Annotated in this window: 19 protein-coding genes and 1 pseudogene; 5 read left to right on the top strand and 15 right to left on the bottom strand. The window is 34.4% G+C overall.

Features of this window, described 5'->3' with window-relative positions:
• The first annotated feature begins 217 nt into the window (after nt 1-217).
• Complete coding sequence (locus BN2390_RS11705; RefSeq protein ID WP_053984533.1) at nt 218-934, top strand: PHP domain-containing protein; 717 nt, start codon at nt 218-220, stop codon at nt 932-934.
• An 80-nt stretch (nt 935-1,014) separates the two neighbouring features.
• Here the strand turns inward: BN2390_RS11705 and BN2390_RS11710 are convergent, their stop codons facing one another.
• The 8 genes and pseudogenes from BN2390_RS11710 to BN2390_RS11750 form a co-directional block, all read right to left on the bottom strand.
• Nucleotides 1,015-1,662: a pentapeptide repeat-containing protein gene (locus tag BN2390_RS11710; RefSeq protein ID WP_053984534.1), complete on the bottom strand. Its 648-nt coding sequence runs from the start codon at nt 1,660-1,662 to the stop codon at nt 1,015-1,017.
• Nucleotides 1,663-1,859: 197 nt separating this feature from the next.
• On the bottom strand, nt 1,860-2,552 hold the full coding sequence (locus BN2390_RS11715) for a pseudouridine synthase (protein WP_053986313.1): 693 nt from the start codon (nt 2,550-2,552) through the stop codon (nt 1,860-1,862).
• A complete protein-coding gene (locus BN2390_RS11720) occupies nt 2,542-3,744 on the bottom strand; it encodes a class I SAM-dependent rRNA methyltransferase (protein WP_330373763.1) in 1,203 nt (400 codons plus the stop codon). The genes BN2390_RS11715 and BN2390_RS11720 overlap by 11 nt, the downstream gene beginning before the upstream one ends.
• Nucleotides 3,745-3,893: 149 nt before the next feature.
• Complete coding sequence (locus tag BN2390_RS11725; RefSeq protein WP_053984535.1) at nt 3,894-5,282, bottom strand: amidohydrolase; 1,389 nt, start codon at nt 5,280-5,282, stop codon at nt 3,894-3,896.
• 24 nt (nt 5,283-5,306) lie between these two features.
• Nucleotides 5,307-6,245, bottom strand: coding sequence for an ABC transporter permease (locus tag BN2390_RS11730; protein ID WP_053984536.1), 939 nt, complete (start codon nt 6,243-6,245; stop codon nt 5,307-5,309).
• Nucleotides 6,239-7,273: an ABC transporter permease gene (locus BN2390_RS11735; RefSeq protein WP_053984537.1), complete on the bottom strand. Its 1,035-nt coding sequence runs from the start codon at nt 7,271-7,273 to the stop codon at nt 6,239-6,241. The genes BN2390_RS11730 and BN2390_RS11735 overlap by 7 nt, the downstream gene beginning before the upstream one ends.
• 423 nt (nt 7,274-7,696) lie before the next feature.
• Nucleotides 7,697-9,046: pseudogene (locus BN2390_RS11745) on the bottom strand (ABC transporter ATP-binding protein); the annotation flags it as partial.
• Nucleotides 9,047-9,208: 162 nt separating this feature from the next.
• Nucleotides 9,209-10,243 carry a BMP family protein gene (locus BN2390_RS11750; protein ID WP_053984539.1) on the bottom strand — a complete coding sequence of 345 codons (1,035 nt, stop codon included), beginning with the start codon at nt 10,241-10,243 and terminating at the stop codon, nt 9,209-9,211.
• Between the two features lie 160 nt (nt 10,244-10,403).
• Here BN2390_RS11750 and BN2390_RS11755 point away from each other — a divergent pair, with 160 nt between their 5' ends.
• A complete protein-coding gene (locus tag BN2390_RS11755; RefSeq protein ID WP_053984540.1) occupies nt 10,404-10,994 on the top strand; it encodes a helix-turn-helix domain-containing protein in 591 nt (196 codons plus the stop codon).
• A 56-nt stretch (nt 10,995-11,050) separates the two neighbouring features.
• Here the strand turns inward: BN2390_RS11755 and BN2390_RS11760 are convergent, their stop codons facing one another.
• Nucleotides 11,051-12,199: a Gfo/Idh/MocA family protein gene (locus BN2390_RS11760; RefSeq protein ID WP_053984541.1), complete on the bottom strand. Its 1,149-nt coding sequence runs from the start codon at nt 12,197-12,199 to the stop codon at nt 11,051-11,053.
• A gap of 259 nt (nt 12,200-12,458) precedes the next feature.
• Nucleotides 12,459-13,187 carry a response regulator transcription factor gene (locus tag BN2390_RS11765; RefSeq protein ID WP_053984542.1) on the bottom strand — a complete coding sequence of 243 codons (729 nt, stop codon included), beginning with the start codon at nt 13,185-13,187 and terminating at the stop codon, nt 12,459-12,461.
• Nucleotides 13,188-13,237: 50 nt separating this feature from the next.
• Between BN2390_RS11765 and BN2390_RS11770 the strand changes: the two genes are divergently transcribed.
• Nucleotides 13,238-14,956 (top strand): sensor histidine kinase, encoded by a 1,719-nt coding sequence (locus tag BN2390_RS11770; protein WP_053984543.1) that lies wholly within the window; start codon nt 13,238-13,240, stop codon nt 14,954-14,956.
• A gap of 23 nt (nt 14,957-14,979) precedes the next feature.
• On the opposite strand, the gene BN2390_RS11775 is transcribed toward BN2390_RS11770, so the two are convergent.
• The 3 genes from BN2390_RS11775 to BN2390_RS11785 all read right to left on the bottom strand — a co-directional run bounded on the left by BN2390_RS11775 (nt 14,980) and on the right by BN2390_RS11785 (nt 18,491).
• Nucleotides 14,980-16,662, bottom strand: a complete 1,683-nt coding sequence (locus BN2390_RS11775) for a type 2 periplasmic-binding domain-containing protein (RefSeq protein ID WP_053984544.1) — start codon at nt 16,660-16,662, stop codon at nt 14,980-14,982.
• 17 nt (nt 16,663-16,679) lie between these two features.
• Nucleotides 16,680-17,495 (bottom strand): carbohydrate ABC transporter permease, encoded by an 816-nt coding sequence (locus BN2390_RS11780; RefSeq protein WP_242847667.1) that lies wholly within the window; start codon nt 17,493-17,495, stop codon nt 16,680-16,682.
• 90 nt (nt 17,496-17,585) lie between these two features.
• On the bottom strand, nt 17,586-18,491 hold the full coding sequence (locus BN2390_RS11785) for an ABC transporter permease (protein WP_242847668.1): 906 nt from the start codon (nt 18,489-18,491) through the stop codon (nt 17,586-17,588).
• Nucleotides 18,492-18,731: 240 nt separating this feature from the next.
• Here BN2390_RS11785 and BN2390_RS11790 point away from each other — a divergent pair, with 240 nt between their 5' ends.
• Together BN2390_RS11790 and BN2390_RS11795 are read left to right on the top strand one after the other, a co-directional pair.
• Entirely contained in the window at nt 18,732-20,483 is a 1,752-nt protein-coding gene (locus BN2390_RS11790; RefSeq protein WP_053984547.1) for a DUF4838 domain-containing protein, read from the top strand.
• 124 nt (nt 20,484-20,607) lie between these two features.
• The gene (locus BN2390_RS11795) at nt 20,608-22,845 is read left to right on the top strand and encodes a glycoside hydrolase family 30 protein (protein WP_082238770.1); all 2,238 of its coding nucleotides are present in this window, start codon (nt 20,608-20,610) and stop codon (nt 22,843-22,845) included.
• A gap of 75 nt (nt 22,846-22,920) precedes the next feature.
• Here BN2390_RS11795 and hdhA read toward each other — a convergent pair whose 3' ends face one another.
• Nucleotides 22,921-23,718: a 7alpha-hydroxysteroid dehydrogenase gene (gene hdhA, locus BN2390_RS11800; protein WP_053984549.1), complete on the bottom strand. Its 798-nt coding sequence runs from the start codon at nt 23,716-23,718 to the stop codon at nt 22,921-22,923.
• Nucleotides 23,719-23,887: 169 nt separating this feature from the next.
• Nucleotides 23,888-24,442 carry a helix-turn-helix domain-containing protein gene (locus tag BN2390_RS11805; RefSeq protein WP_053984550.1) on the bottom strand — a complete coding sequence of 185 codons (555 nt, stop codon included), beginning with the start codon at nt 24,440-24,442 and terminating at the stop codon, nt 23,888-23,890.
• Between the last annotated feature and the right edge of the window lie 58 nt (nt 24,443-24,500).

Consider the following 24,500-nt stretch of genomic DNA (forward strand, 5'->3'; position numbering starts at 1 on the left):
CTAATTTTACTAACGCTTCTCCTATCTCCTCAAGTTCCCCTTCCACCTCTTTACTTTTAATGAATCTTATTAGTATATATTCTGCTCACTCATATAAAATACTTGTACTTTAGTTTAAAACAATTATACTTAACTTATACTTTACTCAAACTTTATACATTCAAAATGCTATTATAAGATACTTAAAATTATCCATTAAAATAGAGAGGGAATCTATATGAACATTGAGCAACTCAAAGAATTAACCAAAGCCTATCCATACAAAGTTGAACTCCATGCCCATACATCACCTGTAAGTCCATGTAGTGAAGTGTCACCCAAACAATTAGTTGAATGCTATAAAAATAAAGGATATGATGCCGTAGTCATCACTAATCACTTAATCGCTGAGTTACTCACTAGCGAAGACCTGGAACAACATCTTTCCTACTATTTGAAAGATTATCAAGAAGCAAGGTCTGAAGGTGAAAAATTAGGGTTAAATGTTTTACTAGGACTTGAAATACGTTTCCCTGAAAACGAAAACGACTATCTCGTATATGGCATTGATGAACGAGATGTAGCAAAAGCCATTACTTATTTAAAAAGCGACTATAAAACTTTCTATAAAAACTTTAAAAATGATAAAAATCTCATTATACAAGCTCATCCCTTTAGAGATGGCATCAAGCTTCAAGATGCCGACTACGTGGATGGAGTAGAAACCTTCAACTGCCATCCACATCACAATTCTGGTATCGCACTTGCTACCAGATACGCTAAAGAACACCCTCATTTTATTGAGACCGCTGGAACAGATTTTCATCATTTAGGCCATGAAGGTGCAGGAGCTATGCTTTTTAAAGCGCTCCCAAAAGACTCCTTTGAACTTGTAGAACTTTTAAAATCAAGAGATTATTTATTTAATGTAAGCGGCAGTATTGTATTACCTTAACGATATTTAGATGACTTACAAAAATCCCCCACGGATTTCTAACATAATTGTTACAAATTCGTGGGGGATTCCTCATTTCATTATACTGTTTTACATGCTTCTATAGCTTCAATAATTGTACTTAATGTACAGAAATCTTTATCTATGCTCTTCTTAATCTTTTTTAATCCTTCAATTAATACTTCTTCATCAAATTTCTCTAATAAACGCATAAGGCTAATTGAGCTAATTTTACCATCTTTTGTATCTAATACTCTTGCAAACTTTACAAATTCATTTTTAAGAAGTCCTTCAACAGCTTTTTTAAGTTCTAGACTAATTGCTAATTCTGGCATTTCATCAAATACTTTAACATCTTGATTTGCTAACTCTAGATTTACAGCTTTGCTCATATCAGTTGATACAAAAATTACATTTTTAAAAGTTGCACCTTCAAAATCTACACCTTCTAAGTTAACTGAATCAAAAAGCGTGTTTTCAAATTTAACTTGTCTGAAGCTGGATTTTTTTAAATTAGCAGCTACAATTTCTGCTGAGTCAAATGTACACTCTGAAAAGTTACATGCCTTAAATTGCGCCCCTCTAAAACTTGTCTCATCAAAATTAGAAGATGAAAAATCACAACCGAAACAATTACTTCTTCTTAAATCTTTTGACTTAAAGTCCATATTTGTTTTCTTTCTATTACTATACTTAATTTGATCATTTAATCTTTTACTAATAGCCATTTTTTTCTCCTATTGGAGCAACTGTATTTCAGTTCGCTCTTAGATTTCTTCTGCAATATAAAAAACTCTTATACCAAAAGATATAAGAGTTTTTTATCACATCACTTTTCTTTTCTATCTATTAGAGTATCACACGTATAGTGTAATAGCAATTAATAATTCTTTCTATTACAAATTGTCCTATTCTATCAATTAGTCTATCTGCTACTACTGAGCATTTTCAATTCTTCTAATTCCATTTTTGTCAGCATTCTCCAGCTTCCATAGGCCAAATCTTCTATTCCTATATGCAGAATACGTACACGCTCTAGTCGTACCACCGTATAGCCAAAAGCCTTACTCATTTTACGTATTTGTCTATTAAGGCCTTGGGTCATGATGATACTAAAGGTATCTTCTGTAATCGCTCTTACTTTACAAGGTCTTGTTTTGACTCCTTTAAGCATTACCCCTTCAGACATGCCTTTTACAAAGGCTTCATCAAAGGCTCTATCTACCTTTACAATGTATTCCTTCTCATGAATATTTTCTGAGTCTAAAATTTCATTGGCTAAGTCACCATCATTGGTTAATAGAATTAAGCCCTGAGAATCCTTGTCTAGCCTGCCTACAGGAAATATATACTCTGGATAATTGACAAAACTTATAATATTATCCTTTACATCTGGGTCTGCTGTACAAGTAATCCCTACTGGCTTGTTTAATAAAATATACACTTTGTCTCTTGCAACAATCAATTCGTGATCAATACGTATCTCATCCTCTTCTTCTACCCATTGCCCCGGAATACATAGTTGATTATTGACAAGTACTCGTTTTGCTTCTATAAGTGCATGAGCCTGTTTTCTTGAGCAAATCCCTTTATTACTTAACAACTTGTTAATTCGCATAGCACTTTTTAATAAATACAACCTTTAGGTAGTTACCTTCTTTAAAGGTCTCTAGTGTCTTGAAGTCTTCTGGTAAAGAAAATGTTTCTAACAACTCGTATCTACATTCACTTTCTTTAAAAGCTTGGTTAATAAACTCTTTAAACTTATTCATATCAAATAAGTTACAGTTAGTAGATGCTACAATAATCCCATTTGTCTCAGTGATAGCAATAGCCTCTTTTAAGAGATTTTTATAATCCTTTGACGCACTAAAAGTGAATTTTTTAGATCTTGCAAAGCTTGGTGGGTCTAAAATAACCATATCAAATTTCAATTGTTTCTTCACTGCATATTTAAAATATTTGAAGACATCTTCTACAATAATATGATGCTCTGTATAGTCAATACCGTTGACTTCAAACTGTTCTCTTGTCTTACTTAAACTTCTATTGGCAAGGTCAACACTTGTTGTCTTGGCACCACCTAGTGCTGCAAATATGGAGAATGCACCTGTATAGGAGAAAGTATTAAGTACACTTTTCCCTTTAGCATATTTATCTCTTATTAACTTTCTTACAGGGCGTTGATCTAAAAATACACCTACCATTGCACCATCATTGAGATAAACAGCAAAGTTTACATCATTTTCTTTCACAATAAGTGGAAACTCAGGTTCCTCTCCCCATACAAAATCATTTTCTTCTATATATTGTCCACCTTCATTGAAACGTTTCTTCTGATAGATTGCTTTTGGGTTTCCTACTTTGATTAAAGTCTCTATAATCATTTCTTTAAAAGTATAAATGCCCTCATTGTACCAACTTACTACGTAGTAACCGTCATAATAATCAATAATCAACCCACCTATGCCATCGCCTTCTCCATTAAAGACGCGAAAAGCTGTTGTTGAAGGATCTTGGTACAATGCTTTTCTAAGTTCAAAAGCTGTCGCTAATTTATGCTCAAAAAAGTCTTCATCAATTATTTCATTTTCTTTATAAGAAAGTACCCATCCATATCCTTTATTTTGTTTGCCATAGTAACCCTTTGCAAGAAACTTATTTTTCTCATCATATAAGTTAACGAGAACTACATCTTCTTTAAGCTGATTGATATTTATAATAGCTTCTTTTGCTATAAGAGGATTACCTCTTTGAATTGCCTTAACAAAGTTTGCCTTAATTTTTATTGGTGTCTCTCTTCTCATCATGTCATCCTTTTTACTTGGTAAATTATTATCTACACTATTTATTGCCCTTATTATATCATAAAATACACCCATAAAACGTCAAAATCCTCGCAACACTCATCATATGAGCCTTACGAGGATTAAATAGCTTATTATTTTTTATAAAGATTTTATTGTTCCCAAATATGTGGATGAGGTTTTCTAAGTACACGGTTGCATACTTCCTCACCTTCTTGGAATAATTGTTTCTCATCTACTTTTGTTAAGCGGCCTTCTTTAACTACCACTTCACCATTGACCATAGTCATCCATACAGAACCTGTTACACCACCTCTTGGTAGAAGGTTCTTAGGATCATGAATGAGTCCTGTCATTTCTAATCCACTGATGTCTACCATAAATAAGTCCGCACCTTTTGAGACTTCAAGTGTACCTAAGTCATCTCTTCCTAATGTTTTTGCACCATTAACAGTTGCAATCTTTAGCATTTCATAAGGTGTTAAGCAAGTACCTCTTTCTTTAGAGTAGTACGCCTGCATTAAATAAGAAAGACGTAGCGCATCTAATAAGTTAGAACTGTCATTTGTAGCTGAGCCGTCACATCCTAAACTGATTAAAACATCTTTTTCTTTCATAGCTTTCATATCTAAAATAGGGAATCCACCTAATACGGCTGGTGTTGGACAGTGACTTACACCTGTACCTGTACGACCTAGTACTTCATATTCATCTGGTGTAAGTTCCCAACCATGTGCAATCCAAACATCTTTACCTACAAAGCCAATGTCTTCGCACCATGCAAGAGTACGTTTGCCATGTCTTTCTTCAATCCCTGCACATTCTCCCTCACCTAAATGGGTATGTAGACGCACACCTAATTTTCTTGCCAGCTCTGCAGATTTGATAAAGGTCTCTTCGTAGCAGTTAATAGGTTGACATGGTGCAATAACAATTTGCTTCATAGAGTATGGATTTGGATCATGATACGTTTCAACCAGTCTCTCACAATCTTGTAAGAACTCCTCGGTTGTCTCTACCATCTCTGCTGGAATAGAGCTCCCCTCTTCTCTTGGTAGAGTATTCGCTCCTCTACCTGCATGATAACGAATTCCTAATAACTCAGCTGCTTCCATTTGTCTATCTACAGGACGTTTACCTGTCTTTTGTGTATAACAATATTGATGGTCAAAGGCACATGTACACCCATGCTTTAATAAATCTGCCATCGCTGTAATGGATGCATAGTAAATTACATCATCATCTATTTCTTTAAAAATACGATAAATTTTATCAATCCAGTCCATAACCATTAAGTTTGGATAGTCTATCGTCATTAAGTTTCTTACAAAAGTTTGGAAGAAATGATGATGGGTATTTATCATCCCAGGATAAATAATTTTATCTGTTGCATCAATAATTTCTGCATCATCTGCTTGAAGGTCTTTTCCTATTTTTACGATAGCTGGTCCATCTATTAATATATCACTATGATAAAATACATTGTCCCCTGCATCACAAGTTACAATTGCATATGCATTTTTAATTAACTTTTTTGCCATTTAAATTTCCACCTCTTCTATTATTTAACGAGAACCTCGAATATATGGTACGCCTAAGCTTTCTGGCTCACTTTTCTTTCTTGCTGAAAGTAAAAGAGCAATAAGTGTAATCACATAAGGTAACATTGCTAATGCTTGACTAGGTAGTGCCACACCCATCGCTTGTAGACGAATCTGTAACGCATTTGCCCCACCAAAGATTAGCGCTGCACCAAACATGCCTATTGGTGTATATCTACCTAATATAACTGCTGCAAGCACAATATAGCCTCTCCCTGAGATCATATTCTCTGAGAACTTACCAAGTTGAACAAGGACAAGAGTCGCCCCTCCAATACCACCTAACATTCCGTTTACTGCAATCGCAATCCACTGATATTTATAAACAGGAATCCCTGCTGCATCTGCTGCTCTTGGGTTCTCCCCAATAGCTGTAAAGGCAAGTCCATGTGCTGTCCTTTTATAGAAAATAACTGCTGCAATAATTAATAGGTAAAGCACATAAGTTAAAAGATCTTGATTAAATAATGCATTTCCTATTAAAGGAATCTCTGAAAGGACTGGAATCTTAATCGTTGAAAGGGTTGGGATTTGTTGATACGATTCACTTGCCATTAATTTATATAAGAAGCTTGTAACCCCTAACATAAATATGTTGAGCGCAATCCCACTTACTGATTGATTTTGTCCAAGCTTAATGGTCAAAAAGCCGTGAATGGCACTAACCATAAAACCGCCTAGCATCCCACAAAGAAGTCCAATAAATAAATTGTTACTATAATAAGCACCTGCGAAGGAGAAGAATGCACCTCCAAGCATAACGCCTTCCATACCAATATTTAAAATACCTGTGCGTTCTAAAAAGACTTCACCTAAACCTGCATACAGGAGAGGAATCGCCATACGTACTGTAGCTGTTAGAAATGCTGTAAAAAAGGTCAGTGTAAAAATTTGTTCTAGCACTCTGATTTCTCCTTCCTATTTTTCTTCATTGCAAAAATCTTTTTAGCTAATATTAAAAGAACAACCAATCCGACTAAAATATTTACAATTGAAGAAGGCACACCCATTTGTCTTTGCATGGAGTTTGCCCCTACTTGCATGGCTGCAAAGCCAATGGCAACACCAAGTACAGCTAATGGGTTATTAGATGCCAGTAGTGCAATAAGAACCGCTATGTAACCACAATCAGAAGAAATCCCTTCTAAAAGTTTTTTCTGGATGCCTAAGACTTCTACAACACCTGCCATCCCTGCTAAGCCACCACTTAAAATGGCTGAGATAACAATATTTTTCATCACAGAAATCCCATTGCATTTGGCTGCTCGTTGGTTCATCCCAACTACTTTAAGCTCATAGCCTGTTGTTGTTTTTTGCATGAGTAGCCAAACAATCACAACAGCTACCACTGCAATAATAAAACCAATATTTAATCGTGTCGGTGGCATCAATAAACTGAACGCTGCCTCTGACTCAATTCTTGCTGATTGTGGCACACTTCCACTTGGGTCCATCAAGAAGGTTCTTACTGCAATCCCTGTAAAGTTGATGGCAATATAGTTAAGCATAATCGTAACGATAATCTCTGAAATATTAAATTTTGCTTTGAAGATGGCTGCAATAAATGCCCAAAGGCCACCACATAAGAAACCTGCTACCATAGCAAGGATAATTCTCATAGGCCCTGGAACTCCTGTAAAGTTCACAGCTACAAAAGTTGCAGCCACAGCGCCCATATAAAACTGACCTTCTGCACCAATATTGAAGAAGCCTGTCTTAAAAGCAACTGCACAACCAAGCCCTGTAAAAATAAGAGGGGTTGCCTTTACAAAGATTTCAACAAATCCATTCATATTTCCAAAGATACCATTTATAAATTTACCCATTGCATCAAAAGGATTAGCTCCTGCTAAAACAAGAAGCAAAATACCAACGACTATCGTTGTTAATGCAATGCCTAAAACGGATATATAGGATTTTTTCTCTTTCATATGTATTAATCCTCCTGACCGACAATACCACCCATAAGCAGGCCTATTTTTTCTAATGTTACTTCATCTCTTGCTAATACTGCCATCACTTTTCCACCAAACATAATGGCTACACGATCACTTAATGCCATGATCTCTTCAAGGTCAGCTGAAATCAAAATCACACTTTTACCTTCATTTCTTTGTTCAACTAAAACTTGTCTTACAAACTCAGTTGCACCCATATCTAAACCTCTTGTAGGCTGATTAGCAATAATAAGCTTTGCATCTTTAGAGGCTTCTCTTGAAATAATAATTTTTTGCTGATTCCCACCAGACATCAATCTTACTGGCGTTTTTTCTTTTGTATTCCCTGATGTTTTAATACGGTACTTTTCTATTTGTTCTATGGCATTTTGCTGAATCTGTTTACTTTGTAAGANCATTTCTTTGTTCAACTAAAACTTGTCTTACAAACTCAGTTGCACCCATATCTAAACCTCTTGTAGGCTGATTAGCAATAATAAGCTTTGCATCTTTAGAGGCTTCTCTTGAAATAATAATTTTTTGCTGATTCCCACCAGACATCAATCTTACTGGCGTTTTTTCTTTTGTATTCCCTGATGTTTTAATACGGTACTTTTCTATTTGTTCTATGGCATTTTGCTGAATCTGTTTACTTTGTAAGAAGCCACGTATAGAAAATGGACGCTTTCCATAATCACGTAGGATTAAGTTTTCTTCCACACTCATCGGCAAAACTAAGCCATCACTATGTCTATCATCTGAAATATAAGAAATCCCTTTAGCAAACTTCTTCTTCACATTGAATTTAGTAATATCCTCACCATAGAAGCTCACCTGCCCCTCAGTTGGCTTTTGAATTCCTGCAATCACTTCAGCTAAATCTGTTTGTCCATTGCCATCTACACCTGCAATGCCTAGTATTTCTCCTTGATTAAGAGTCAAAGAAATATGATCTAACCTTGCTGCTTTATGATGCTTTTTAATAGATACATTGGATAAAACAAGGGCTTCTTCCTTTTGAGTGTGAGACCTTACGTCAAAGTGCTCATTTAAAGTCCTTCCTATCATATAGTGTGAAAGTTCTGTAGGATTGGTCTCTTGTGTGTTTAAGTCGATAATCTTTTTCCCATCTCTTAAAATACTGACTTTATCACTAATGCTCATAATCTCGCTCATACGATGGGTGATAATGATAATGGCATAGCCTTCTTCTTTTAACTTGCGCAGCACATCAAAGAACTGCGCTGTCTCTTTTGGTGTTAAGACGCCTGTTGGCTCATCTAATATTAATAAATCCACATTACGGTATAGGGCTTTTAAGATTTCTACACGTTGCTGTTGTCCTACTGATAAGTTGGCAACTATAGCTTTAGGATCCACTGCAAGTCCATACTTTTGTGCCAATGCCTCAATACGCGCTTTTGCACTTTTTCTATCTAGCATCATCCCTTCATTTTTCAATCCAAGAATGATATTATCCATAACACTTAAACGTTTTACTAATGAGAAATGCTGATGAACCATGCCAATACCACTTTCAATGGCCTGTTTTGGAGAAGAAAAATCAACTTTTTCTCCCTTCCAGAAGATTTCTCCAGAGTCTGGTTTGTAAATACCAAATAAAATGTTCATTAAAGTAGTCTTGCCTGCACCATTCTCTCCAAGTAGTGCATGAATTTCACCTTTTTCTATGGAAAGGTTAATATTTTCATTGGCATATACACCCAAGAAGCTTTTGCTGATCTGTTTCATTTCCAAAATGCCCATCATTCATTCTCCTTTTAACCCTATATATCGATGTGAAAGTAACGCTCGCCACATTTCTTCCATTGCATGCCTTTTAATAGGAACATAACCTTTTATATTAGATAAAAATAGGGACGATAAGTTATCCTTTATCCTCCCTATCTGCCTTCCTCTATGTAAAGTCTATCTTGCGTTTGTATCACAGATAACTGTAAATTCACCTGATTTAATTGCTTCTACTTTATCTGCAATAAGTTGTTTAACATCATCAGGAATACTATCTTCCATTTCATGATAAGGTGCAAGTTCAACAATACCATCTGCCATACCTAACTCTTTTACTACACCTTCAAAAGAACCCTCTTGAATATCAGTAATCGCTGTTTTAATTAACTCAGGTACGTTATAGATTGCAGAAGTTAAAATAGTTTGTGGTGCTAATGCATATTGATCGTATGAATCCCCAATTGCAAAAATACCTGCTTCTGCTGCTGCATTTAATGCGCCTGTACCACATTCATTCGCACAATGTCCAATCACATCTACATTATTTTCAATCATTGCTGTTGCTGACTCTTTTGCAAGAGCTGTATCTGTGAATGAACCTGTCCAAGTTGTTTGTACTTCTATATCTGGATTAATCGCTTTTGCACCATCTTCAAAAGCATTCATAATTTTTACAAGAGAAGCACCTTGCACTGGTCCAATAAATCCAACTTTATTACTTTTTGACATGCTTGCTGCTAACATCCCATTTAAATAACCTGTTTCTTCACATTTCATAACATAAGATGCTACGTTCTCTGCTGATGCACCTGCTTCAATACAAATGAATTTTGTATCTGGGTAAAGCTCACCAACTTCTAATGCAGGATCGCCAAATTGGAAACCATGGCCGATTACGACATCATAACCGTTTGCTGCATAATCTGTAAATGTTGCAGCCATATCTGCCGCAGCTACATTTTCTGTATAAGCAATCTCACAACCTAGTGCCTCTTCTACTAATAAAAGACCTTCATATGCTGACTGATTCCATCCCATATCATTTACCGCACCTGTTACACAAAGAGCTACTTTTAATGCACCTTGTTCTTGTACAATACCTGTCTCTGTCCCTTGCTGAATCCCTTTAGCATCTGGAGTAGAAGCACATCCTGTAAGTAAAGAAACACCTAATATTCCACCAAGTAGTAATGACATCCATGATTTTTTCATATTTTCTCTCCCTTTTAATCTATTTTAAAATTATGTAACATCTCTTTTCACGTTCATTATAATGAACACCACTTGTCTTGTCAATTACATTTTTTCAATTTATTTGACAAGTGTATAAATGATTATTATAATGGGTACAAGTATTATAGAGGAGGTTTTTATGACATCTCTTAATTTAGTCCGAATTGGAAATATCTTAAAGAGTCAAAGGCTTATGCTAGGGCTTTCTATTAGAGATCTATCTGCAAAATGCGGGGTTTCAGCAGGTACTATTAGCCAAATAGAAACAGGAAAAACAGCACCTAATCTTGTAAGTGTGTACACACTTTGTGAAACATTAGGCTTTCCTATATCCGCTCTTTTTGTCGAAGACTGTGACGAACGCATCTCACTTGTTCGAAAAAATGAACGTAATTCATTTACTCGAAATACAAGTAATGGTCAATCTATAGATGAAGCACTTATTATCAAAGGTGAACATCAAATGTGGGGTGGGGTTATCACTATGCCACCACACACTTCTTCTGGGGCATTTTACTATCACGAAGGTGAAGAATTTATATTTATTTTGCAAGGTAACTTAACATTTGAACTAGAAAATTATCCACCTTACGAACTGTATGAAGGCGACACTTTGTATTATCCTAATGAAATAGGCCATAGATGGGAAAACAAATCAGATCAAGAAACCAAGCTTTTAATTGTTTCTACTTCTGAATTTGAACAAGGTCCCTCAATAACTTTAGATTAAAAAAGGCGGTATGAGTTTTCATAACTCATACCGCCTTTTGTGTATTTATTTACTTACTATACACGCACACCAAACTGTTCCCATATAGGTCTCATGTCTAACATTTGCCCTTCTTCTCTTGCTTGGTAGATTCCAAGTGCTACAATTGCACTACGTATACCCTCTTCTCCACTACATACTGGTGCTTTACCATCTACCATAGATTCCATAAGCTCTTTAATAATGTAGTAGTCTCCATCACCATGACCCCCGCCTACTAAGTCTACTTCTGTAATCTCTTCATCACCTAATCTCTTATAAACCAATTTTCCACTATAAAGTTCTACAATAAGTGTTCCCTCTGTACATGAGAAGTAAAGGCGTCTTTCTGGAATTGCATTAGAGGTTGTTGCTTGGAACTGAACTTGAACATCGTTTGCAAAGCGCATAATGGCTACCACATTGTCTTCGATTGTCTTATCGGATAGGAATGGATTATCATTACCTTGTTCATAGTCATCCACAAGACCTGTATCCCATCCATTAAACAAGTTTGGATGTTTATCATAGAGATGGCTGTTTGCTGGTACAAACATTTTATTACCACCAAATGCACTAATATGAGTTGGAACAGAGTCAATAAGCCAGTTCAATAAATCCATATCATGAACGCATTTTTCTAAAATATGTGGCCCGGAAAGTTCCTTCAGCCTACGCCAGTTTTTCATAATATAGCTTCCATGGTCAGGTAAAATATTTTCTGAACCATTTACTGAGACAATATCACCTAAAACTTTGCTTTCTAGAACTTTTTTAGTTTCACGGTAAATTGTTGCATATCTTAATGTAAAGCCTGTTGCAAATAATTTATTTGATACTTTATGAGCCTCTTTAATAGCTAATAGCTCTTCTATTGATAGGGCAATAGGCTTTTCTGAGAAAACATGTTTCCCTGCTTTAAAAGAAGCAATGATTTGCTCTGCATGAAAAGCGTTTGGTGATCCAATCATTACCCACTCAATTTCATCATCATTTAAAATATCCTCATAAGAGTTATAAATAATACCTTCGCCATCTTTATTACAATGTTTTAATAATTGTTCCGCATTCCCATGACTAGGATCCCATACCCCTTTTAACGTAACCTCTTCATATTCATTAAGTGCTGCTGCAAGACTTCTAAGTCTTCCTCCACATCCAATAACACCAAATTTTATATTTTTCATTGTAATTCCTTCCCCCTATATATCTATATATTTTAGTAAATAATATCATATTTTACTAATCCAAAAAAGTATTTTTATATATTTTATCAAAATTTTTATATTAAATATTCTTTATTATATACAAAACACATTTCACTCTACTCCCTCTCATCTGATCCCAAAAAGAATTTATATCTAAACGTAAAAAAGCCACTCTAAAAATCGTCTTTGTACAACATACAAGTAAAAAAGACTATTCTTAGAGTGACTCATTGTGCTTTTAAAGTATATTTTGTTGCTTTTCTCTATATTCAGTAGGGTAGCATCCTTCATATTTTTTAAAGATACGAGAAAATATACTTGGATCCTCATATCCTATTTTTTTAGCTAAATCAACAATTTTAATACTAGGGTCCATTAAATAAAGTTTTGATATTTCAATACGTCTTTTGTGTATATAAGCTGGAAAAGTTGAGTTTGTATGTTCTTTAAACAACTTGCTAAAATAACTGTAGCTTAAAGACACATTCTTCGCTACCTCTCCCATGGTAATGTTTCTATGTAGGTTTAAATCAATGTATTCAATAGCCAAAGCTATAATATGCTTATCTGCCCCCTTTAGCTTATCTATAGGTTTTCCCAACGATAAAGTATCCCCACCCAATTTTGCCTCTAACTCTTTTATATCAACAGGCTTTAGCATATAATCCGTAGCCCCTAATAAAAAAGCTTTCCTTACATACTCGTAATCATCATATCCACTTAATACAAAAATCTTAGGTAGATTCTCTTTTTTTCTCAGCCTTTCAATAAGTGTTAATCCACTAAATCCTGGCATTTGAATATCTGTAATTACAATTTCTGGTTGATATTGGTCATATAAGTCTTCTGCTTCTGGTACACTATGGGCTGTTAAAAACTGATAGTATTGATCATAATGAATTCTTTTTAATTTGCCTATAATGCCTTGGCAAATAACTTTATCGTCATCTACAATTAATAAATACATTTACTTCCCCCCTCTTATAAAATATCTTATAATATATTTGAGGTGATTGCATGAAATATTCAAAAAATAATTTAACACGTAGTTTTACAACGCACTTTATTTTTCTTATTCTGCTTCCTTTCCTTGTCATAGCGAGTTTCTTACTTCATATTTCTTATATTTCATCTAGAGATGATAACAAAAGACTTCATATGGATTTTACTTCTCAAGTTGCCTATAATATTAATCAACAATTTACCTTTGCTCAAAATATTCCTCGCTTAGTCCTTCTTAATGATTCCATTATTGATTTCTTTTCAAAACCTTACCAAGATAAAATTGATTTAGAATACTATCGCACTCAAATTTATAACTACTCTAAAATTACTAGCGGTATTTCTTCCGATATGAAACTACGTATGTATATTGAAAATGAAACCATTCCTTCTGGCTTTGGTATGTTTTATCATTTATCTAACATTCTACATATTCCATCTATCCAGTCTTTTTATGAAGATGAGGCTCAAGATTCCTGCTGGCTAGATGCTTCCTCCATCACTTCTGAAAACTTCTATGCCGATGCACTCTCCTTATACAATATAGACTCCTTTTGCTTTATGACCAAAATTTATAATGACGCTGAACCCATTGGTATCGTTTTAAGTTATCTTCCTAAACATCTTTTAAACCTCTCTGCTACAGGATCTTTCAACTCCAATGTTCAATGTGTTATAGATAATTTTAAGCTTTATTATAATTTCACTTCTAAAACGCTTTCTTCCGATGAATTAGATACTATTTATCAACGAACCGATACTTTTTATACTAATAAGCATTATGTTGCCTCAAAACACACTTACCCTACTCACCCTTTTGAAATCATTATTATTACATCTCCATTTTCTAATCAACCTTTTAATATTCTATTATTATTAATCTTTATAATATTTATATTTATACTCTTTCTTTTCTTCATTCTATATAATTGTAAGCTTATTCATGATATTCATTACTGCTTAGATGCATTAGATGAATCTATTCAAAATAACTTTACTACAACACTCCATCTCAATCGTAGTGATGAAATCTTTCATATTTCTTCACGTATTAACTACCTTATTGAAAAAATCCGTAACTTAATCTCTGTAACCATTAAACAAGAAGTCTCTGCAAAAGAAAATCAACTGATTGCCCTCCAGCATCAAATCAATCCACATTTTTTGTATAATACAATGGATATTTTTTCAGCTCGTATGGAAATCAATGAACTTTATGAAGAAAGTGATGCCATGACCTGCTTTTGTTCTATGCTACGCTACAATATTAATAGTAATCAAATGCTAGCAACCATTGCTGATGAGCTTGCTCAAGTTACTCATTATATTACAATCCAAAAATTACGAGAGATTGATATCGTACTTATTACTAATATTTCTGAAGAACTTGTTCATATTCCTATTATTAAATTCATCTTACAACCTATTGTTGAAAATAGCTTTAAATATCGCAAACTTGATAGTACACTTGTTATTTCCATTAAAATTTTTGAAGATAATCGCCTTATTTACTTCAAAATTCAAGATAATGGTACAGGATTGTCAGAAGATAAACTCGCAGAGCTTAATCAATCATTTAGTTCTTCCTATAGCGCACTTTCAAAGTCTTATCATCATATTGGCTTATCTAACATTAATGACAGACTTAAATTATTTTATGGCCCCTCTCATCATATTGTTGCATCCATGGAAGATGGTCAAACAACTTTTACTTTCTCCATTCCAATAAAATAAAGGCAGGTTTCCCTGCCTTTGTTTTATTGATTAAATGGATGTGCAAATTCTAATCCTAATTTTACTTTATTTGCTTGGAATAAAGTATTTTGATACTCTTCAAGTTGCTTCAATCCTAATTTATCCATTTCAGCTAGTGCTTCTTTATATAAAGCTTCACATTGTTCTGCTGAAGAAGCTGTAATTACCCTACCTAATGCCTGTGTTTTGTATTCATTAATACGTGCAAATATAGCGCCTTCTTCACTTCCTGCTGCTGGTGCAACATCTGTAAAACATTTATCGTCATAGATGAGTACTTGTGGGTCTCTTGTACGTGCATTAATATCTTCACCCCAAACTTTGTCATCATCGAAATCAAAGCCACCTTGTATGAAAGTATAATCTGTTAACCAGCCTATACCATCTCCATATTTCGCATTATATTCCGTTGGGTTTTCTGCTTGAAGCTTAACCATTTCTGGGTTAAGTATGATTTTTCCATTTTCAATCGTATAGCCACCCATACCATAGTTTGCATTATAAAGCGCTTCTTTTTGCGTTAAGAATGATAAAAGCTGTATCGCACGGTCTGGCCTCTTAGTATTTGCATTAATGAGCGTTGCAGTCCATCCTGCATTACTCTTTGCTGGTACAGCAACATAGTCATGGTTATCCCCTTTCATAAGTCCAGCATAGAGATACTTAGCAGCTGGGTCTTGTGCATAGAGGCTATCTCTTGTACTAGATACATTGGTCCATCTTGTGGTTGCAAAAAATTGACCTGATGCTGCTTTTTGTTTAATTTGATCTGCACTCATTGTAAAGCTCTCATCAGTCATAAGCCCTTCTCTATACATTTGATTTAAGAAAAGTACTGACTCTAAAAATTCTGGTGTACGATAAATAGATTGGAAATTTCCCTCTTTATCTTCTTGAGATGAACCAAATTGCTCTGCTAACTGCTCAGCAAGAAAATCTGTCATAAGTCCCATATATGGAACCACTTTATTACCATTATAAGTAATATTTGCTTCCTTCACTTTTCTAAGTGCATCCAAGAAACCTTCTTTGGTTCTTAAGTCTTCATAATTTGCACCTATTTGTTTCATAATATCATCTCTAACAAAGTTTTGGTTATGTGTCTCAAAGAAGCCATTATTCTCTGATACATTATCCTCTCCGTAATAGAAATTACATATTGAATACCAGTTCCCATCTTCTGCTGTATACCATTCTTTTTGAGACTCTGGCACCAAAAGTTCTGGTGCATACTCTTCTACTAATTGATTAAGTGGAAGTACAGTACCATTTTGCTCTAACATTTTTCTTTGGGTTGAGTTGGCTTCAACAGTAATGATATCTGGCAATTGCCCTGTCTTAATCAGTACATTTAATTTATCAATATCACCTGTTTGGAACTCAATTTTAGTACCTGTTTGTTCATAAATCCATTTATCCGTTAAATTTACTTCTGGGTTAAATTTTTTCCCATACCAATCATAAGCAACAAACCATTTAATCGTGTAATCTGATGTATCTGTTTTCCAACTAGGTGATGCAAGTTTTGCCTCTTCTTCTTTTTTATCTTCTACTTTACTTGTTTCTTCTTTTTTCACTGTGTCTGTTTGTTTAGGTTCTTCTACTTTTGTTGTACTACACCCTGCCAAACTACCAACTGCCATTAAACTTACTAATAACAAACTCTGCCATTTTCTTGTTTTCATTTTCATTCCCCCTATAATTATTCTTTGACTGCTCCCATCGTAAAGCCTTTCGCAAAATACTTTTGCAAGAATGGATAAACTGTTATGATAGGCAAGGCTGTTACAATCATTGTTGCTAGTTTAATAACTTGTGGTGTCAACTTAGTTGCCTGTTCTGGAATAGTTGTTGCTGCAGCACTTCCCAATCTACTCGCAACAGCGGGGTCCGTGATAACTTTTTTAAGAAATAATTGTATAGTCTGTAATTCTTGTGAATTAGTGTACATCATTGAATCAAAATAGGAGTTCCAATGCCCTACTAAAGTAAATAGTGCAATAGTTGCTAAAACGGGTTTAGAAAGCGGAAGAATAATAGATAAAAAAATACGATACTCTGATGCACCATCTATCTTTGCAGACTCTACTAACGATTGTGAAATTTCCCTCATAAACGATTGAATAATAATCATATTATAAGCACTAAATAATCCTGGAATAATATATACCCAGAAACTATCAAAAAGCCCCAAACCGTTAATAAGAATAAAGTATGGAATAAGTCCTCCACTAAAGAACATGGTAACCATAATAAATGGAATGTAAAATTTCTTAAATTTTAATTCCGGCCTTGTAATTGCATAAGCTGTCATCGCTGTACAAAACAAACTCGTAACTGTTCCAACTATACATTTTAAGATCGTTATCCAAAAAGCTTGTAAAATAGTCTGATCACTAAAAACAGCTTGATAGTTACTAAGAGTAAATGCTCTAGGCCAAAAGTATACGCCCCCTCTTAGATAATCCTGCCCTTCATTCAATGAACCGACCAGCACATACCATAATGGATAGATCATAATAAACATCATCACTACGGTCAAAAATATATTAAGATAGTCAAAAGCATTTTTTTTGGTTACACTTACTTTCTTCACATTATCCCCCCCCTAGAATAAGCCCTTTCCTACACATTTTTTTGAAAGCTTATTAGCAATTAGCATAAGGCCTACTGATACTACGGATTTTAAAATACCAACAGCAGTCGCATAAGATAATCTAGACTGCTTAATCCCCACTTTATAAACGTACGTATCAATGGTTTCACTAAAAGACAAATTCAGAGGGTTTTGCAATAAGATAATTTGTTCATACCCTGTATTTAATATAGCACTTATCTGAAAAATAAACATGATAACGATTGTGCCCATAATACATGGTAAAGTAATATACCAAATCTTTTGAAGTCTATTACATCCGTCTACCGTAGCCGCTTCATAAAGTTGCTGGTCAACACCCGATATGGCCGCTACATAAATGATAGAACCAAATCCTACATTTTTAACAATACTTGAGATAGTAAAAATTCCATAAAAGTAACTTCCCTTAGCCATAAAGTTAATAGGTTCACTACTCATTCCAAGCCATTCAGCTAGATCACTAAAAAGGCCTCCTGGTGCTAATATTTCTAATAGAATTCCCCCAAAGATTACCCATGATAAAAAGTGCGGTAAGTAGGAAATTGTTTGTGCTACCTTCTTTAGCCTATTGCTATAAAGTTCATTTAACATAAGCGCTAATATTATGGGAGCTGGAAAAGCAAATAATAACCCTAATCCATTAATGCTAATGGTGTTTTTTAAAATCCCCCATAATGCTGGATCATTAAAAAATTCTTTAAAATACTTCAGCCCCACCCATTCAGCCGATGCCATTGTTGAGAAAATGTTATACTCTTTAAAAGCTATAATTACTCCATACATAGGTAGATAGGCAAAAACTACTAAAAAGATAATACTCGGAATAATCATACTCTGGATCTGCCACTGATCTTTATTCCATGTTCTCCTCTTCACAACCACTCCCCCCTTTTCCCTAGCTTTTATTGATTTATTCTTCATTTGTTTATATTATATATTTATGTATATATATTTTGAATATCATTTTTTATCTTTACATGATTATTTTTATGCAATTTATATATTACCTCTACTTTTCACCTAATTCCCATTGTTCAATCATACGCTATACTATTAATCTTATTTTTCTCTTTTCCCATCATTCAAATAGATTAGATAACTTAAGGAGGATTATTTATGTTGATTAGTAACGAAACACCACTTATTGTCCACGATTTCTTTAATGAGCCAACAACTCAGTTTGCACACCAAGAACTTACTTCTTATTGGTCTAAAATATTTGCCAATGCTTCATCTAATGTGTCATCCCCCCTATCCATTAATTTCTCAAGGAATGAGCACTTACCCTTTGATAGTTATAGCCTTCATATTTTAGAGGATTCAATTACTATTAGTTCCCCTCTAGGTCGTGGCATTCTCTACGGTGTCTATGAACTTCTTAAACTAATAGGATGTACTTTTATCTTCCCCTCACCAGCACACCAATATATTCCAACACTAACAACATTTGAGCTTGCTCCTCAAACCATCACAAAGATCTCTTCTTTAGAGTTTCGTGGCCTGTGTCTCTATCAAGTTTCCACTCACACCCTTACTGAATCAATCAATATGATTGATTATATGGGAAAAAACAATTATAACTTTTTACTTACTTCTATCAATAAAGATGATGAGGCTGTGGGAGATTTTCAAGATATCCACTGGGAAGATGTAGGAGAAACGCTTTATCCCGAACTTATTAAAAGAGGCATTGTTATTGATATGAGTGAGCATTCTACAGATTACTTTTTTCCTCGTAAAAAATGGTTTTTAGAACATCCAGAATGGTTTGCTCTGATTAATGGTAGTCGTCACCCTCTCCAGATTTGCTATTCTAATGCTGATGCGGTAAATGAATACATTAAAAGCTATTGCAATTTTGTTAAAATCCATCATGACTTTAAATTTATTGGCATATGGCCATTAGATGGTGGTGGTTATTGTGAATGTGAACAGTGTAAAGATCCTCTAACCATCTTAAAAGCTAATAAAAAAATAACTCATGCTATTGGCAAGGTACGTCCAGATCTTACAGTTGAACATCTAGCTTACACCCCTCAGAGCCTTTCTTGCCCTAATGATGATATTCCAGATAACCTTTCCGTCTTAGTCTGTAGTATTCAAGATACTCTAGCTTATAAATGGGGCCTAAAAGCAAAAAATAAAGGAGGTGCTTTTTACTTTGACTATGACACAGGAGACCATTACCGTTATCGTACCCACGTTTGGCTAAATCCTATTGCTTGCAAAGATATGGTTAATACATTTATGCACTATCATTATCGAGGCATCATCTCCCTCTATCTCCCCATAACAAGTTGGTGGCAATCTAGCCTTAATTATTATTACTTATCTATCGCCTACTATAATCCTTGTTTTGATTTAGAGGCCGAAACCCTTAAGCTCTCCAATATGCTTTTTGGCATACTCAATGGCACTATACTTGCCGAAGCCTTACTCACTACCATTACGAAACTTCAAGACAAAATCCTTTGGAGCCGTTTTCCGCACAAATTTTCACATCAACCAGAGCATATCTGTCATCGCCATACTTCTTGCGATGCACTTCACCTAGAATCCTATAAGCAGACTTATGCTCATATTCAACAACTTATTAAGTCTGTAAACTTAGATCTTATGACAGATGCCCAGCGCTATCAGCTAGAGCTCTTTAAATCTTACTTAGAGTTACAAAAACTATTTTTTGAGTGTATTGATCAATTTAATTTTGATACAGATAGCCCTGACAAAGTAACTCCTTATTTTGAGATGCTAGAAAAACTTCAAAATAAATACGGAAAGGTCTTTATCTCACCTGAATATGCAAAATGGCGCATTATAGGTAGAGATAATATCTTAGACCCTAAAAACACAGATACTTTATTTTAAAATCCATTTTATACACCTTAAAAATAGTCATTATTAAATAAAAATTGTAATGGCTATTTTTATTTATTTTGTCTATGTTTAAATTAGGTTTCATCATAATTTTAAGTGGGGGAAGGGTGATTTAATGAGTCGATTCAAAAAGCTATTGGTAGGTTGTCTGGTTAGTAGCATCATACTAGGTGGGATGAATGGTAGCGCTGTCTATGCAGCCTCTAATCCTCAAGTTACTGTAGAATGGAATAATGTACGTCAACAAATTGATGGGTTTGGCATTACACAAGAAGAAGAATGCACCTATGTTATGAACGAACCTTATCGTTCAGAAGTCATGGATTTGTTATTTTCTCAAGAAAAAGGCATCGGCCTATCTTTACTCCGTACAGAAATTGGTTGCGGGGAGAGCAAACCTACTATAGAACCTGAAAATAATGTTTGGTACACAGATGGGGATCCTCGTGAATTATGGTACTTTAATGAAGCTCTCCAACGAGGTGTAAAAAAAATCTATGGTACAGTATGGTCTCCACCAAAATGGATGAAAACAAATAACAGTTGGTATTATGGGGGATTTTTAAAAAAGGAATGCTACCAAGAATATGCTGATTATTTAGCAGCTTATGTGAAAATCTATAAACAATATCATAACATTGATATTTATGGTGTCTCCATTGCTAACGAGCCTGAATATCCTGCATCTTGGAAATCTTGCCTTTGGACCCCAAATAGCTTTTATGATTTTATCGTTAATTATTTAAAACCTACTTTTGAACGTGAAAACTTAGATACTAAAATCATCGCAGGTGAAAGTGGGTTTTGGAATGAACATTTTGTAGAAAAATTACTTACTACTCCCGAGGGACGCGAAGCATTAGATATCGTAACTTCTCATCAATATCAAGGGTTTATTCAAGACTTCCCACTTTCTGACCAGGCACAAAAGAAAATATGGCTCACTGAACTTTGTGATACATCTAATGGTTTAAAAACAGATATCAATGACGGTGTAGATTGGGCTATGAAAGTTCATAAATTTATGACCATTCCTGAGGTCAGTGCTTTCTTCTATTGGCGCGGAGCTCACACCACATCAACCAATCAAGCACTTATTCAGATAAACAATAATACAGATTACACCACCACAAAAAGATTGTATGCTATAGGTCAATACAGTAAATTTATTCGCCCAGGCTATCAACGAATTGTTGCTACAGAAAATCCTGCTTCTGATGTTTACGCTACAGCGTATAAAAATCCTATTACAGGTGAATTCTGCATTGTTTTAGTAAATAACAACAAAAATAATAATTACGTATTAGATGTCAACCTCCAAGGTGTCTCATCTGGTTACTTAACTCCTTATGTAACAGACTTAAATTATAATATAGAACCTTTAGAAGATATCCCTGTTACAAATGGTATTGCTACTGTCTCTATTGGCTCAAAAAGTATTATAACTTTAGTTGGTACACAAAATTCTACACCACTCACAACCAAGTCCTATGATACAGTTGATACTCTAGACCATATGGGTAATCTTTATGACTCCTCCCCTAAATGGACCATCGAAAAGGGTAATGATTATGGACGCTATGATAATGATTCAAGCTGCCTAAGAAGGATCGAATTATCCAAACAACATGCCATTTATAAATATCCTGGAATAAACGATTTCTTAGCCACTCTATATTATTGTGACAATCTAAATAACATCCAATTCTCCATATCTAGGGATGGTATAGATTACACCCCTTTACAAGTAGAACATACTAAGCCGATTCATACCACAAAAGATTGGAATAGAGTAAAATACTTCCCTAGTTATGATATCCCTCAAGGGACAAATTACTTAAAAATTGAGTTTGATGGTGGTACGAATGAATGGAATAAACATCTAGCAGAAATTGCTTTTTCCTATGATTCAAGTGCCATTGCATTAATGGACGATTTATCTGACTTATTCCAAGTTACAACAAGTTCCAACCTGGTGATTGGTGGCCAAGATGGTAACCAAAAAGAAAAGTTTGATAACGACACAACAAGAGCTCTACGTACAACAACAGATGCTGGAGAACTTATCTATACTTTAGGTGACCGTCAAATTAATGATTTTGACGTATACTTATATTTCTATGACAATACAGATGACCCCTTCCAAGATATATCCTTCTCTACTTCTAATGATGGGATCAACTGGTACCCACTTGAAACTAAATCCTCCGGAACTTTTTATACCAAGGATCATTGGTACCGTAAAACCTATTCACCTCTCAATAATACCAAGGTAGGTAATTACTTAAAAATTACACTTAGTGGTGGTAAATATGAATGGAATAAGCAAATTTCCAAAGTAATTCTGTATTAAAACCTATTAACTTAAATAAAATTAACAAAAGTGCACAATTTTTAATTTATAATTTGTGCACTTTTACATTTTATATTATCTTCTATTTTTCATTTCAATCATATCACCATACACAGGGGTTGGCATACCAAATCCACCAGATACATCCACAATTTGTCCTGTTGTGTACGCTGCATCATCACTTGCAAAGTAAGCAACTGTTCCAGCTACTTCCTCTGGTTCTCCCATACGCTTAATTGGTGTATGTTTTAAGAAGAATTCTTTAAATGCCTCTGATAAATTATTATTTACCGCATCTGTTGCTGTCATACCTGGAAGGACTGCATTGCAACGGATATTATCTCTTGCACATTGAGTAGCAATCAGTTTTGTTAAATAATTAATTGCTGACTTACTTGTTCCATATCCAATTTGTGAAATATCTGGGCGAATTCCTGCAACTGAAGAAATATTAATAATACTTCCTCCTCCATTTGCAGCCATATGTGGAATAGCAGCTTGTGCAGTTAAAAAGACACTGGCTAAATTCATATCTACTGTACCAATAAAATCTTCATAATCTGTATTTTTAATATCTAAATCTGTTTTTGGATTAGAACCACCAAAGTTATTGACCAACACATCAATTCTACCTTCTTGTTTGGCAACTTCATCGATCATCATCTTATAACTTTCTTTAACTGTAGCATCATTGTAAACAACCTTTACATTGTAGCCCGCTGTACCTAATTCTGTAGCAATTTCTTGTGCACGCTCTACATTTCTAGCTGCCATATAGACAGTTGCGCCTTCTTGTGCCAAACGTTTGACACAAGCAAGTCCTATTCCTCTTGTTGATGCTGTAACTACTGCTACTTTATTTTGTAATCTCATATTGTTCTCCTTATTTCTAAGTTATATTCTTTATTAATAAATATTCTTATATAATTTCTTATTCTATAACAATATATCACTTTGTCAACTCTAAATTTTTCTATAAAATTTTTAAATTTTTCAAAAAAAATCTTAGACCTTTATTTGTTATGTCTAGGATTTTCTCTGCTTAATTACCGTAAATAATAATATTTTGAAATACTGCTTTATTATCTGTAATATTTTTGTATTCATGTCCTTTATCAGCTATGAATTTTATTGATTTTCCTTTATCTAATATATAATCTTTACCTTTTATAGTTATCACTATTTGTCCTTTGGTAACGATTATATACTCTTCAACACCGTCTGCATGAGGCATTGAAATGTGATGACATCCCGCTTCCAATTCTATCGTAAATATTTCAAATCCCTTATTTGCATCAAATGGAAATATAGGATACAATCTCATTTTTTCCTTACTTTCAATTATAGGTACAACCCCCTCTTGATCAACAATTATTAGCTCATCTTGATTTTCTTCAATAAATACTGAAAAGGACACTTTTAACCCCGTAGCAATCTTCCATAATGTAGATACTGTTGGATTAGACTGTCCTCTTTCTATCTGTCCTAGCATAGCTTTGCTAACATTGGTTACTTTGCTAACCTCCTCTAAACTTAAATTTCTACTGCTTCTTATCTCTTTAAGTTTTTTACCTATAAGTAAATTTAAATTTTCCATCTCTCCACTCCTTAAACACAGCCTTTTGTATGCTATAGCATTTTTTTTATAATATAAC

It is taken from the genome of Niameybacter massiliensis (assembly GCF_001282685.1).
GTDB lineage: Bacteria > Bacillota > Clostridia > Lachnospirales > Cellulosilyticaceae > Holtiella > Holtiella tumoricola.

Excerpts from the sequence above, each read along its gene's own strand:
- BN2390_RS11705 (WP_053984533.1), top strand. The coding sequence starts at position 218 with ATGAACATTGAGCAACTCAAAGAATTAACCAAAGCCTATCCATACAAA.
- BN2390_RS11710 (WP_053984534.1), bottom strand. The coding sequence starts at position 1,662 with ATGGCTATTAGTAAAAGATTAAATGATCAAATTAAGTATAGTAATAGA.
- BN2390_RS11715 (WP_053986313.1), bottom strand. The coding sequence starts at position 2,552 with ATGCGAATTAACAAGTTGTTAAGTAATAAAGGGATTTGCTCAAGAAAA.
- BN2390_RS11720 (WP_330373763.1), bottom strand. The coding sequence starts at position 3,744 with ATGATGAGAAGAGAGACACCAATAAAAATTAAGGCAAACTTTGTTAAG.
- BN2390_RS11725 (WP_053984535.1), bottom strand. The coding sequence starts at position 5,282 with ATGGCAAAAAAGTTAATTAAAAATGCATATGCAATTGTAACTTGTGAT.
- BN2390_RS11735 (WP_053984537.1), bottom strand. The coding sequence starts at position 7,273 with ATGAAAGAGAAAAAATCCTATATATCCGTTTTAGGCATTGCATTAACA.
- BN2390_RS11750 (WP_053984539.1), bottom strand. The coding sequence starts at position 10,243 with ATGAAAAAATCATGGATGTCATTACTACTTGGTGGAATATTAGGTGTT.
- BN2390_RS11755 (WP_053984540.1), top strand. The coding sequence starts at position 10,404 with ATGACATCTCTTAATTTAGTCCGAATTGGAAATATCTTAAAGAGTCAA.
- BN2390_RS11760 (WP_053984541.1), bottom strand. The coding sequence starts at position 12,199 with ATGAAAAATATAAAATTTGGTGTTATTGGATGTGGAGGAAGACTTAGA.
- BN2390_RS11765 (WP_053984542.1), bottom strand. The coding sequence starts at position 13,187 with ATGTATTTATTAATTGTAGATGACGATAAAGTTATTTGCCAAGGCATT.
- BN2390_RS11770 (WP_053984543.1), top strand. The coding sequence starts at position 13,238 with ATGAAATATTCAAAAAATAATTTAACACGTAGTTTTACAACGCACTTT.
- BN2390_RS11775 (WP_053984544.1), bottom strand. The coding sequence starts at position 16,662 with ATGAAAACAAGAAAATGGCAGAGTTTGTTATTAGTAAGTTTAATGGCA.
- BN2390_RS11780 (WP_242847667.1), bottom strand. The coding sequence starts at position 17,495 with ATGATCTATCCATTATGGTATGTGCTGGTCGGTTCATTGAATGAAGGG.
- BN2390_RS11790 (WP_053984547.1), top strand. The coding sequence starts at position 18,732 with ATGTTGATTAGTAACGAAACACCACTTATTGTCCACGATTTCTTTAAT.
- BN2390_RS11795 (WP_082238770.1), top strand. The coding sequence starts at position 20,608 with ATGAGTCGATTCAAAAAGCTATTGGTAGGTTGTCTGGTTAGTAGCATC.
- hdhA (WP_053984549.1), bottom strand. The coding sequence starts at position 23,718 with ATGAGATTACAAAATAAAGTAGCAGTAGTTACAGCATCAACAAGAGGA.
- BN2390_RS11805 (WP_053984550.1), bottom strand. The coding sequence starts at position 24,442 with ATGGAAAATTTAAATTTACTTATAGGTAAAAAACTTAAAGAGATAAGA.